This is a genomic window from Acuticoccus sp. MNP-M23 (assembly GCF_031195445.1).
Taxonomy (GTDB): Bacteria; Pseudomonadota; Alphaproteobacteria; order Rhizobiales; family Amorphaceae; genus Acuticoccus.
Genome location: NZ_CP133480.1, coordinates 2,076,398 through 2,088,768, shown reverse-complemented (window position 1 = coordinate 2,088,768; position 12,371 = coordinate 2,076,398). Strand labels below are relative to the sequence as shown.

The 12,371-nt window shown below is 68.0% G+C and carries 11 protein-coding genes; 2 read left to right on the top strand and 9 right to left on the bottom strand.

Translation table 11 applies throughout. The annotated features are described in order from the left end of the window. Positions 1-179: 179 nt before the first annotated feature. A complete protein-coding gene (locus RDV64_RS09800) occupies positions 180-686 on the bottom strand; it encodes an anthrone oxygenase family protein (protein ID WP_309199071.1) in 507 nt (168 codons plus the stop codon). Between the two features lie 78 nt (positions 687-764). Here RDV64_RS09800 and RDV64_RS09795 point away from each other — a divergent pair, with 78 nt between their 5' ends. Next, positions 765-1,376, top strand: coding sequence for a TetR/AcrR family transcriptional regulator (locus tag RDV64_RS09795; protein WP_309199070.1), 612 nt, complete (start codon positions 765-767; stop codon positions 1,374-1,376). Here RDV64_RS09795 and RDV64_RS09790 read toward each other — a convergent pair. After that, positions 1,363-2,547, bottom strand: coding sequence for an acetate/propionate family kinase (locus RDV64_RS09790; RefSeq protein WP_309199069.1), 1,185 nt, complete (start codon positions 2,545-2,547; stop codon positions 1,363-1,365). The two genes, RDV64_RS09795 and RDV64_RS09790, sit on opposite strands and share 14 nt — an antisense overlap. Continuing rightward, the gene (locus RDV64_RS09785) at positions 2,544-3,935 is read right to left on the bottom strand and encodes a bifunctional enoyl-CoA hydratase/phosphate acetyltransferase (RefSeq protein ID WP_309199470.1); all 1,392 of its coding nucleotides are present in this window, start codon (positions 3,933-3,935) and stop codon (positions 2,544-2,546) included. The genes RDV64_RS09790 and RDV64_RS09785 overlap by 4 nt, the downstream gene beginning before the upstream one ends. Before the next feature lie 338 nt (positions 3,936-4,273). Between RDV64_RS09785 and RDV64_RS09780 the strand changes: the two genes are divergently transcribed. Next, positions 4,274-6,625 (top strand): xanthine dehydrogenase family protein molybdopterin-binding subunit, encoded by a 2,352-nt coding sequence (locus tag RDV64_RS09780; RefSeq protein ID WP_309199068.1) that lies wholly within the window; start codon positions 4,274-4,276, stop codon positions 6,623-6,625. A gap of 2 nt (positions 6,626-6,627) precedes the next feature. On the opposite strand, the gene RDV64_RS09775 is transcribed toward RDV64_RS09780, so the two are convergent. The 6 genes from RDV64_RS09775 to RDV64_RS09750 are packed head-to-tail and all read right to left on the bottom strand — an operon-like array spanning position 6,628 to position 12,371. Beyond that, entirely contained in the window at positions 6,628-7,569 is a 942-nt protein-coding gene (locus RDV64_RS09775) for an ABC transporter permease (protein ID WP_309199067.1), read from the bottom strand. Between the two features lies 1 nt (position 7,570). Further along, complete coding sequence (locus RDV64_RS09770) at positions 7,571-8,584, bottom strand: ABC transporter permease (RefSeq protein ID WP_309199066.1); 1,014 nt, start codon at positions 8,582-8,584, stop codon at positions 7,571-7,573. After that, the gene (locus tag RDV64_RS09765; protein ID WP_309199065.1) at positions 8,584-10,071 is read right to left on the bottom strand and encodes an ATP-binding cassette domain-containing protein; all 1,488 of its coding nucleotides are present in this window, start codon (positions 10,069-10,071) and stop codon (positions 8,584-8,586) included. Before RDV64_RS09765 ends, RDV64_RS09770 begins: the two co-directional genes overlap by 1 nt. After that, positions 10,068-10,538 (bottom strand): RidA family protein, encoded by a 471-nt coding sequence (locus tag RDV64_RS09760; protein WP_309199064.1) that lies wholly within the window; start codon positions 10,536-10,538, stop codon positions 10,068-10,070. Before RDV64_RS09760 ends, RDV64_RS09765 begins: the two co-directional genes overlap by 4 nt. Beyond that, complete coding sequence (locus tag RDV64_RS09755; RefSeq protein WP_309199063.1) at positions 10,535-11,302, bottom strand: isochorismatase family cysteine hydrolase; 768 nt, start codon at positions 11,300-11,302, stop codon at positions 10,535-10,537. The genes RDV64_RS09760 and RDV64_RS09755 overlap by 4 nt, the downstream gene beginning before the upstream one ends. Positions 11,303-11,306: 4 nt before the next feature. Then, positions 11,307-12,371 carry a BMP family ABC transporter substrate-binding protein gene (locus tag RDV64_RS09750; RefSeq protein ID WP_309199062.1) on the bottom strand — a complete coding sequence of 355 codons (1,065 nt, stop codon included), beginning with the start codon at positions 12,369-12,371 and terminating at the stop codon, positions 11,307-11,309.

Genomic DNA, 12,371 nt, shown 5'->3' with positions numbered 1-12,371 from the left:
GAGCCGCCGAGAATTTGGGCCAGGCATTTCAGCTCACTTTCTACACCACAGGACGGCGGCAGCTTCCCCTCGACATCTTTTGACCGCAAGGCGTTATCAGCACGAAGACTTGGACGAAATCCGGCTGTTGCAGCCCCGCCACATTGCGACACTCTGGACCGGCGCCCGCCCCAAGCGCGTCAGGCGCCGGCCGCCCGCGGCAGTTTGAGCACCGCCAGAACCGCAATCAGGAACGCAGCCCCGGAGCCGGCGGTGCGGATCTGGTTCCACACCTGCCAGGGGGCCGAAAAATCCTGCCAGATCGCGCGGGCAGCATCCGGATCATCCGGAATGACGACAAGCGCCAGCGCCTCGTTCATCGGCACGTTGACGGCCATCGTGAGCCCGGCACCGAGAACGAGGGAAACCGCGGCGCTCAGTGCAAACAGGCCGGCGCTCTGCCGCGCGCGGCGTGCCCACAGGAGGGCTGCCGTCACCGCGAGGTAGACGGGTGTGCCGAAGAAGACCGGCGCAAACACCGCGTTGCGGACCGAAGCATTCATCGCCTGCATTGCCGCGATGGCGACCCGCGGGTCGGCAGCATCCAGACCCCACATGGTTGAGCACACCCACGCATAGAAAAAGCCGAAGATCGCCGCACTGGACAGCAGCGAAACGAAAATCATGACCAGGCTTGCAAGACGCATTGTCACCTCCCCTCATAAGCGTACATATCGGTACGCCTTGCCACATCCGTACCATTGTGTACGGATTGCTGCAACACCATGTCGGACAGCACCATGCGGGACGAAAACAGGAAGCCGCGGCACGAGGCGATCGTGCGGGCGGCCTACGCGCTTCTGGCTGAAAAGGGCTATTCCGGCGCGTCGATGTTGAGCATCGCGCGGGCGGCGAAAGCGTCGAACGAAACGCTGTATCGCTGGTACGGCGACAAGCGCGGCCTGTTCGAGGCGATGGTGCGGGACAATGCCGCCGAGATCAAAACCGTGCTGGAGGCCGCCGCGACGGCGGACGATCCCGCCGAAGCGCTCCGGCAGTTTGCACCGGTCTTTCTCACGATGATTCTCGGCGAGCGGGCGATCCTGCTCAACCGGGCCGCGGCGTCCGATCCCACGGGGGAGCTTGGCGCGGCCATTTCGGCAGGGGGCCGCAACGAGATCCAGCCCCTTATCGAAACGCTGGTGGCGCGGCTGCGCGCGCCCGGTGATCCTCCGGCGGCGGACATGACGGGGTGGCTCATCGGCCTTCTGGTCGGCGACCTTCAGATCCGGCGTGTGATCGGCGTGATGCCCCCGCTGTCATCGGCCGCGGTGGCGGCGCGTTGCGACACCGCAATCGAAACCTTCATGACCCTTCTGCGCGTCAGCCCGAAGTGAGCGCGCGGGTGGCGCGGGCGATGACGCCTTCTTCGTCGGTCGGCAGCACCAGCACATCCACGCGCGACGAAGCTGCGCTGATGCGCGCCGCATTGGCGGCGTTGGCGTCCTTGTTCAGCGCAACGCCCAGCCAGCCGAGCCGGGCGCAGATCGCATCACGCACCAGCGCAGAATTTTCGCCGATGCCGGCCGTGAAGACGATGGCGTCCAGCCCCTCCATGGCGGCGGCGAGCGATGCCATCTCGCAAGCGGCGCGATAGGCAAAAAGCGCAAGCGCCTCCTGCGCCTCGGGGGCAGTGCTTGCCTCCAGCACGCGCACATCGTTGGTGAGGCCGGACACGCCGAACAAACCCGATTCCTCGTAAAGAAGATGCGCCACCTCTGCCGCTGTCATCCCGTGCCCTTCCATCAGATGAAGGAGGACGCCGGGGTCGATGGCACCGCAGCGGCGACCCATCATCAGCCCGTCGAGCGCGGTGAACCCCATGGAGGTGGCAACGCTTTGGCGCGCCCGCATGGCGCAGACGCTCGCCCCGTTGCCAAGGTGTGCCACGAGCACGCGCCCCTCGGCGCGGCCGCCCAGATGAACCGGCAGCGCGCTGGCCACATATTCGTAGGAGAGGCCGTGAAAGCCGTAGCGGATGATCCCCGCGTCTGTCAGCGCACGGGGCAGGGCAAACAGCTGGGCCAGGCGATCCTGCGTGCGGTGGAAGCTGGTGTCGAAACAGGCAACCTGCGGCAGGCCGGGCATGAAGGCGGACACCGCGCGAATGGCCGCCAGATTGTGCGGCTGATGGAGCGGCGCCAGCGGCACCAGCGCGTCAAGTTCTGCAAGCAGCGCATCACTTACCATCTGCGGACCCGCAAGGTCCCGCCCGCCATGGACCACCCGGTGCCCTGCCGCCACAATGCGGGTGCCGCGCTGATAGCCGGCCAGCCACGTCAGCAGCGACGGGATGAGGGCATCATGTCCCGCCGCCGGGTCCTGCGCCGGAATCTCGTCCGCCGGCACCACGTTTCCGGCTTCGTCGCGCGCGGACAGAACCGGGCCAGCGCCAATGCCGATGCCGGCGATCTTGCCGCGCAGGAGCGGGCGGGCGGCGGGGTCGCCATAAAGCGCAAACTTGATGCTCGACGAACCGACATTGAGGACGAGGACCGTATCGCTCATAGCTGGCGCGCAGGCGTGCGGCTGATGAAGAGCTGTGCCAGCGCACAGGACGCCAGCCGCGCGGCCCGGCTGTCGGCGCGGCTGGTGAGGATGATCGGCACCCGCGCGCCAAGGACGATCCCCGCCGCATCCGCCCCGGCAAGGTAGATGAGCTGCTTGGCCATCATGTTGCCCGCCTCAAGATCCGGCGCGACCAGAATGTCGGCATCGCCCGCAACCTGTGAGCGGATGCCCTTCGCCGCCGCCGCCACCGGCGAGATGGCATTGTCGAACGCCAGCGGCCCGTCCAGCAAGCCGCCGGTAATCTGCCCCCGGTCGGCCATCTTGCAGAGCGACGCGGCCTCCAGCGTGGAGGTGATCCGCGGGTTGACCGTCTCCACCGCCGACAGGATGGCGACCTTCGGCAATTCGATGCCGAGGGCGTGGGCAAGGTCGATGGCATTCTGCACGATGTCCCGCTTCACCCCGAGGTCCGGATAGATGTTGATCGCTGCATCGGTGATGAGGAGCGGCTTGGGATAGGTCGGAACGTCCAGTGCGTAGATGTGGCTCATCCGCCGTTCGGTCCTGAGCCCGCCGCTGCGCTCCACCACCGCGTCCATCAGTTCATCGGTGTGGAGCGAGCCTTTCATGATCGCTTCCACCGTGCCGGCGCGCGCCAGCGCTACTGCCGAGGCAGCCGCCGCATGGCTGTGCGGCGTATCGACGATCTCGATCCCGTCGAGGCTCAGCCCCGCGGCGGCCGCAGCCGCTTCGATCCTGGCGCGCGGACCGACCAGAACCGGCACGATCATCCCGCCCCGCGCCGCTTCCAAGGCGCCGGTGATGGAGAGGGCGTCGCAAGGATGCACGACGGCTGTGCGGACAGGGTCGAGTGCCTCGGTCGCAGCAATCAGCTTGGCATACTGGGCGCCCTGCACGTGCAGGTGCACCGCCGGCAGCACCGCGCGCGGCCGGCGCACTTTTTCGCGCGGGGCAATCACCTCCGCCACGCCTTCGATCACCGTCGCGCCCGTCTGGTTGCGGCATGTACAGTCGAGAAGGAGGCGCCCGTTGGGCCGCTTTTCGGTGACCGTCACGCTGACCACCACCGTATCGCCGATCCCCACGGGCGCCGAAAAACGCAGCGTCTGATTGAGGAAGATGGTGCCAGGGCCCGGCAGCTCGGTGCCAAGGACGGCAGAGATCAGCGCGCCGCCCCACATCCCGTGTGCAATCACGCCGTGGAACATGTCGGTTCTGGCGTATTCGGCATCGACATGGGCGGGGTTCACGTCGCCCGACATGACGGCGAACAGCTCGATGTCTTCCGGCTTCAGCGTGCGGGTCAGCGCGGCGGTATCGCCGACTTCGATCTCGCCATAGGTCCGGTTCTCGATATATTGCATGGGTGCCCCGTCATCGCCTCGTTCACGCGCGGACATGAAAGCCTCCGTCAACATGGACGGTCACGCCGGAAACACGGCGTGCCCCGTCGCTGGCCAGCATCCTCGCCACTGCGCCCTTAGCGGGTCAGCCCGGTCTCGTCGAACTCGTTTGCGGGCGGAGCGTAAGGACGTTGCCGCAGTACAGCATTGACCTTGATCACGCCGGCCACAGCCGCGGCACAACCGGGGCCGGACGTTGTGTCGGCCTCCGGAATGCATACGGACAAACGCGGCCCGGCGCGGAAACAAGCCTGCCGGCGCGCAACGCGGCCGGTGCGCGATTTGTGATACGGAGATCCATGGACACTGCACACACCGTTTCGCCCGGCGCACTCGGCCGCTCGCTGCCAAACGTGCGATGGGATCGCCTCATCCGGGGCCGCGGCCGTTTCGTCGCCAACACCCGCTCGGTCGACATGCTCCACGCCGTGTTCGTGCGCTCCCCCGAGGCACACGGCGAGATCGAAGGCATCGACACCGCAGCGGCGCTCGCGGCGCCCGGCGTGGTGGCGGTGTTCACCGCGCAGGATCTTTCCAGCCTCTGCCAGCCCTGGCAGGCAATCCACGGTGCCTTTCCGGACGCGCGGGTGCCTGCCGAAGGCCCGCTGGCCGACGGCACCGTGCGCTACGTGGGCGAGCCCGTCGTGCTGGTGGTCGCCGAAACGGCGGATGCCGCGCGCGATGCTGCGGAGCTGGTTGGCCTGTCGATCCGGTCTCTCGACCCGGTGGTGAGCGCGCGCGCGGCGCTTGAGGGCACGGCCCCCGCCCTCCACGCGAACCTTGGAGGCGGCGGCCCCGCCAACCTTCACGCCCGGCTCGGCCGCGACTGCGCGGAAGCGGCCGGGGCGACCTGCCTCACCGTCAGCCTCTCTCTCGCCCGTGTCGCCCCGCAGCCGATGGAAACCCGCGGCCTCGTTGCCGACTACGACGCGGCCGACGGCACGCTGACCGTCCGCCAGTCCCACCAGCATCCGCACCAGATGCAGGACGTCTACGCCCGGCTCCTCAACATTCCCGAGCACAAGGTGCGGGTGATCTGCGACGATGTCGGCGGTGCCTTCGGCCTCAAGCAGCAACTCCACAAGGACGAGATGGCAACCGTCTGCGCAGCGGTCCGGCTTGGCCGCACGGTGCGCTTCGTCGCCACCCGCAGCGAAAGCCTCCTCAGCGACGGGCAGGCGCGAGACCACCAGCTGACCGGCCAGATCTCCATGGATGGCAGCGGAAAGATCACCGGTCTCAAGCTGGAGGATCTTTGCGGTGTCGGCGCCTTTTCCCTTTATCCGCGCACCAGCTTTGGCGAAGCGGGGTTGGCGCAGCGCATCTTCGGCGCGCCCTACGCGGTGCCGTCTGTGGCGGTGGAGGCAACGCTTGCCTTCCAGAACCGCCCGCCGCTCGGCCACTACCGCGGCGTCGGCCATCCGGTCGCCTGCCTCATCACCGAAGCCCTGATGGACAAGGCCGCCCGGTCACGCGGAGAGGACCCCATCGCGTTTCGTCTGCGCCACCTTCATGACCTGTCCGCCGGCCCCGTGACCACGCCGGGCGGCATTCAGATCGAACGCTACCGCATGGCCGAATGTCTGGATGCGCTGGCAGCAAGCCTTGCCGACCGGCCCGGGACGGACGATGGCCGCCTGCGCGGTGTCGGTGTTGCGTGCCTGCTGGAGCTGACCGCCAACGGCCCGCGCTATTACGGCGACGGCGGTGTCCACGTGGCCTGCACCGAAACCGCTGTGCTGCGGATGGAGCCTTCCGGCGTGGTGCGGCTGGCCACCGGCCATACCGACCAGGGCCAGGGCGCCGACCAGATGCTGGCGCAGGTGGTTGCCGATACGCTCGCCATTGAACCGGCGGACGTTGCCGTCACCTCCGGCGACAGCGCCAACTCCCCCTATGGCGGCGGCGCATTCGGCTCGCGCGGCACCGCCGTGGGCGGCCAGGCCGCGCGCGATGCCGCCGTCCGCATGGCCGAACGGCTTCTGGCCACCGCCGCCCTCCTCCACCAGTGCGATGCGCCCGAGCTTTCGCTGTCGGGCGGACACGTTGTCGACGGCGGTGGCGCGCCGCTGATGTCGATCCGGGAGCTGGCGAACCTCTGCCACTTCAAGCCGCATCTTCTGCCGCGCGCGCACGAGGCGGGGCTCACCGTGGTCGGCCGTCATGTTCCCGCGCCCGATGCCATGAACGCCGCGGCCGCCTTTGCCGCCTGCGTCGCCATCGACCGGGATACCGGCACTGTGGAAGTGGAACGGCTTCTCGTCGCCCACGACGCGGGCACCATCGTCAACCCGGCGAGTGTCGACGCGCAGATGCTGGGCGGTGCAACACAGGGGCTCGGACAGGTGCTGTGCGAAGCGATCCGGATGGACGATTCGGGCCAACCCCTCACCGGTTCGTTCATGGACTATGCAATGCCGCGCGCCGACATGGTGCCGCCGATGGAGTGCATCCACCTGCCGCCCGCGCCGGGCGATGCGTTCGCGCCGCATGGCGTTGGCGAGGCGGGCACATCCGGCGCACCGGCGGCAATTCTGGGCGCCATCAACAATGCCCTGGCCACCATCGGCGCCGAAGTGACGGAGCTGCCGGCAACGCCGTTGGTGTTGTGGAACGCCATTCAGGCCGCCGCGCGCAAGCCGGCGGTCTGAGGTCAACGGTCGCCCTTTGTCCCGGCCCCGCCGAACACCCCGCGCAGCTCGAACGGCATGCCGCCGGAGCCGCGCAGCCGGGCATAGCTCAACCACACGACGGCGATGCAGATCAGGTAGGGCGTGGTCGCCAGAAGGTAGGACGAAACCTCCACGCCGCGGGCCTGAAGCCGCAGCACCATCGCCTCGCTGCCGCCAAACAGAAGCGCGACGGGCAGTGCCAGCCAGGGGTTCCAGCGCGCGGCGATGACCAGCGCCACCGCCACCAGCCCGCGGCCCTTGGTGATGTCCTGCGCCCAGGTCTGCGTATAGTCCACGCTGAGGACCGCGCCGCCGACACCGGCCAGAAATCCGCCGACCAGAATGGCCGCAAACTGGATCCGGGCCGGCCGCAAACCAAGCGCGCGCGCTGCTGCGAACGACTCGCCCACAGCGCGCCACCGCAGCCCGGCGCGCGTGCGGTAGAGCCAGAACCCCGCCGCCGGCACCAGAAGAACGGCAATGACCGTTGCAACGGTCAGCTGCGACAGGAGCTGGTCGACAAAGGGCAGACCGGTGTCCGCATGGGCGAAGAGCGGGCCGAAGCCAACAACCTCGGCCCCCACGAAGGCGCGGCCGAAATAGGCGCTGAGGCCAAGCCCCAGCATCCAAACGGCAATGCCGCTGCCGATCTGGTTGGCGCTGGCGCCCAGCACCAGCGCGGCATGGACCAGCGAGAGGCAAAGCCCCGTCGCCCCGCCGATGATGAGCGCCAGCGCCGGGTCGCCGAACACGCTTGCCGCGGCAAATCCGGCGCAGGCGCCGACCAGCATCTGCCCCTCCACCCCGAGGTTGATGATCGCCGTGCGCTGGACGATGGTTTCGCCCACCAGCGCAAACAACAGCGGCGTTGCAGCCCGCAACGAGGCTGCGGCCCATGCGCCGGCAAATTCTGCACCTTCCATCTCAGGCCGCCTTCTTCAGTTTGCCGGCAAGGCCTGCCGCCGCCAGCATTGCCGCAAACAGGATGCCGAGCAGGACGGTGACACTGGATGCCGGCACCTTGGCGAAAAGCTGAAGCGTGTCCCCGGCCGCAATCAGCCCGCCGATCAGCACCGACAGCGGAATGGCGAGCAGGAAATTGTGGCCCGACAGCCAGGCGACCAGAAAGCCGGAAAGGCCGTAGCCCAGCGACAGCCCCGGCTGCAGCCGCCCCTGGATGGCCGACGCTTCGATGATCCCCGCAAGGCCGGCAAGCGCTCCGCCGATTGCCATGGTGACGAGGACCATGCGCGAAAAGCTGAGACCCATCATCCGCCCGACGCGCTCGTTTTCACGCAGCACCAGAAGGCGCGTTGCCACCCGTCCGCGCCCGAACACCGCAAACAGCGTCAGCGCCAGGAGGACGCCGAGCACGAGGCCCCAGTGCGCCCGCGTGCCGAAGAGGCCGGGCACCGTTGCCCCTTGCGGGAACGCGATGGTGGCCGGCCAGCCGAGATTGGCCGGGTCTTTCCACGGCCCGTAGACCGCAAAATTGACGAGAAGCACCCCCACATAATTGAGGAGCAGCGTGGTGATGGTCTCGTTGACGGCAAAGCGCGCCCGCAGGAGCGCCGGCACGGCCGCAAAGAGCGCGCCGCCCACCGCGCCGCCGGCGAGCATCAGCGGCAGGAGAACCACGCCCGGCGCACCCGGCACCGCCAGAACGATGCCGGTGCCGAACAGGGCGCCCACGTAAAGCTGACCGTCCGCCCCCACCGAGATGAGGCCGAGCCGGGCCGGCAGGATGATCGCAAGCGCGCAGAACAGGATGGGCGCCGCCTTCACCAGACTTTCGGACAGGGAGTACGCGTCGCCGAAGGCGTAGCGCGCGAGGTTGGCGAGCGTGGCAAGGGGCGGCTCGCCAATGGCGGCAATGAAGAGGCTTGCCGCGGCGAGGAACAGGCTTGCTGCAATGGCAGGGGTGAGAAGCCAGCGCATCAGGCCGCCTCCGCCCGGCCACCACCGGCCATGAAAAGGCCGATTTCGGCAGCGGTGGTGTCTGCCGGACGGCGCTCCGCCACAACACGGCCCTGGTGCATCACCACAATCCTGTCTGCAATATCGAGAAGCTGGGTGATTTCCTCACCGATCCACAAGACGGCGGCGCCCGCTTCGGCGTGGGCGACGAGGCGCCCCAGCAGCGCCTCCGTGGCGCTGATATCGAGCCCCATGGTGGGGTAGCAGACCACGATGGCGCGCGGTTCTGCGCCCAGCTCCCGCGCCGCGACGAGTTTTTGCAGGTTGCCGCCCGACAGTGTGGCCGCACGCCGGTGCGGCTCCGGCGGCCGCACGTCGAAGGCTTCGAGCGTTGCGCGCGTCTGATCCGGCTCCAGCCGGGTGGCACGTTGCGCCAGGCCGCGCAGCGCCAGATTTTGTGCCAGCGTGAGCGAACCGACCACGCCGTTGCGGATGGGCTCTTCGGGAATGTAGGCGACTGGCGAGGCGAAGGCATCGCGCTCATGCCGCCGCGCCACCTTGACGCCGTCAAGAAGAACCTCGCCGCTGACGGGCGCGACCAGCCCCGCCACCGTTTCGGCGAGCGCCCACTGGCCGTTGCCGGCAACGCCCGCCACGCCCAGGATCTCACCCGCGCGCACCGAAAGTTCGATGTTGCGCGCGGCCGGTGTCCCCTCGCAGCACAGGTCCTTCAGCACCAGCCGCGGCGGCCCTTGCGTCCGTGCCGTGCCGCGCGTGCTCCGCGTGACGGCGGCGCCGACCATGGCGTGCGCAAGCGCATCGTCGCTGCGGTTGCCGATGGGGGCGGCATCCACCAGCCGGCCCCGGCGCATCACCGCAACCTTGTCGGCACAGGCGCGCACGTCGGCCAGCTTGTGCGTGATCATCACCACCGCGCGCCCTTCGCCCGCCAATGTGCGCACAAGGCCGTAAAGACGGGCCGCCTCCTGCGGCGTCAGCACCGACGTCGGCTCGTCGAGGATCACAAGGCGCGCGTCGATGTTGAGCACCTTGGCAAGCTCCACAAGCTGGCGCTCGCCCACCGACAGGTCTCGCACCAGCGTTCGCCCCCCGATCTCCGGCGCAAGATGCGCAAGCCGTGCCATCACGTCCCGCGTCTCGGTGCGGCGGCGCACCGCGCGGGCACCGGGCCAGCCAAGGAGGAGGTTTTCCATCACGCTCATGGCCGGGATCAGCGTGAATTCCTGAAACACCATGCCAATGCCCGCCGCCATCGCGGCACGGGGCGAGGTGAGCGACACCGGCGCGCCATCAAGCTCGATGGTGCCGGCGTCCGCTGGGCTGTAGCCGTAGAGCACCTTCATCAAGGTGCTCTTGCCGGCGCCGTTCTCGCCCAGGAGCGCAACCACTTCGCCCCGGCCGATATCAAGGTCGACGGCCTCGTTGGCGATGAGGGTGCCGAAGCGTTTGGTGATGCCGCGCAGGCGTACCAGAGGCGCCGCGCTCATGGTTTCACCGCAAAGATCGCATCCACTTCGACGGCGGCGCACCGCGGCAGGCTCGCCACGCCGACCGCGGTGCGGCAATGCTCCCCGGCCTCGCCGAAAACGGCCACCATCAGGTCGGACGCGCCGTTGATGACGTGGGGCACACTGTCATATTGCGGCACGCAGTGGACGAAACCGCCGAGCCGCACGCAGTGGTCGACCTTGTCCAGATCGCCGAGCGCGTGCTGCAGCGCCGCAATGAGGTTGAGGCCGCACACGCGCGCCGCAGCCTGGCCGGCGGCAAGGTCATGGACTTGCCCCAGCGCGCCGGTGTGCGTCACCGACCCGTTCCATTCGCAAACCTGACCGGCGAGATAGATGATGTTTCCCGCCCGCCGGAATGGACGGAAGCGCGCGATCGGCTCCGGCACCACGGGCAGCGTGATGCCGAGTTCGGAAAGCCGCGCTGTGATACCGGGTGCCGTCATGCCCCCAGCCCCTCAACGATGGCATCGGCACGGGTGACAAAGCCGAACAGGAGCTTGATGTTGTAGAGCGCAGCTTCGGTGCAGCAGGCCGGTGACGTGGTGGCTGCGCCGTCCTCCACCAGGACCACGTCGTAGCCAAGGAAGCTGGCGTCCTCCAGAGTGGTCATCACGCACTGGTCGAGATTGACGCCGCCGATCAGGAGCGACTTGACGCCGAGATTGCGCAGGATCGCATCAAGGTCGGTGTCCCAGAAGCCGCTGAACCGGTGCTTGGTGACCTGAATGTCGCCGCCTTTGGCGTTGAGTTCGTCCACCACCTCCGCACCCCAGCTCCCCAGCGCCAGAATTTCGGAGCGGGTGCCGGGAATGGGCGAGGCAATGTCGCTGCCCTCGCCGTCCGGGTTGTGGGCAAAGCGCACCGACGGGGCGATGTTGAGGAGGTCCTTGCGGACCCCCCAGTTGACCCAGATCACCGGTATCGCCGCCGCCCGCGCCGCCGGTACGAGCCTTTGCAACGGCGCAATGGGCGCGCGGTTGGGCGTCACGTCGATGCCGCGGCTGTCCATGTAGCCGCCGGCGGTGCAGAAATCATTCTGCATGTCGACGATCACGAGTGCGGTCTTGTTGGCGTCGAGCACGATGTTGCGCGGCGCAGCGTCCAGTCTGAGCGGGCGGACCGGCAGCGCAGGGCGGGTCATGTCCACCTCAGAAGCGCTCACCTGCCAGGCCTGGGACGGTCCCGTCCCCATCATCCGGGCGGTCATCGGGTCAGCTCGCCGAGCCGATGACGCCCTCGACGAGGAAATCCATCGTCTCGATGGCTTCCATCGACATGGTGTCCCCCTCGGGCACGACCACGGTCCCGTCCTGCGCCACGATCGGACCGGCAAACACGGCCTTGTCGCCGGAGAGAATGTCAGCCTTGAGGCCCATCACCTCGTCCGCCGTGGCGGCAGGCACTGCCGGGCCGAACGGGTCGAGCACGGCGCTGCCGGTGCCAAGGTCGCCGCGCACGTGGCTGGGCGTCCACGTTCCGGCCCGGATCTGTTCGACCATCTCCACCATCATCGGTCCCCAGTTCCAGGAAACGCCGGTGAGCCATGCGTCGCCCGCACGGTCCGAAATGTCGACATCCTTGCCGATGACGTGGACGTCGCGCTTCAGCGCGGTCTGGGCGATGGTGATCGGCGAATCCACTTGTTCGGCGATCACGTCGATCCCCTCGTCGGCAAAGGCGTTGACCGCTTCGGCCTCCTTCTGGGGCTCCCACCAGCCGCCGGTCCAGATGACCGTGGTGGTGGCGTCCGGATTGACGCTTTGCGCCCCCAGCGTGAACGCATTGATGGAGCGGAGAAGCTGCGGGATCTGGAATGCGCCGACGAAACCGAGCTTGCCCGTCTTGCTGACCGAACCGGCGGTGACGCCGGCCAGATACATGCCCGCATCGCTGTCGGCCCAGTAGGTGCCCACGTTGTCCGACGTCTTCAGCCCTCCGGCATGGAGAAAGGCAACGTCCGGGAATTTTTCACCGAGCTTGATGGCATGGTCGAGGTAGCCGTAGCTGGTGGCGAAGATGATGTTGTGGCCGGTGTTGATGAGCCGCTCCATCACGCGCTCGACCTCCGCCGTTTCCGGTATCGCCTCGAACGCGGTGGTCTCCACGTCGGCGACGTTGGCCTCGACGAACTCGCGGCCGAGATCCATCGACATGTTGTAGCCGAAGTCCGCCGCCGGGCCGACGTAGATGAAGCCGATCTTGTCTGCGGCCTGAGCAACGCCGGTCAGCCCGGCAATGGACGATGCGACGAGCGCACCGAGGATGAGTCTGCGCAT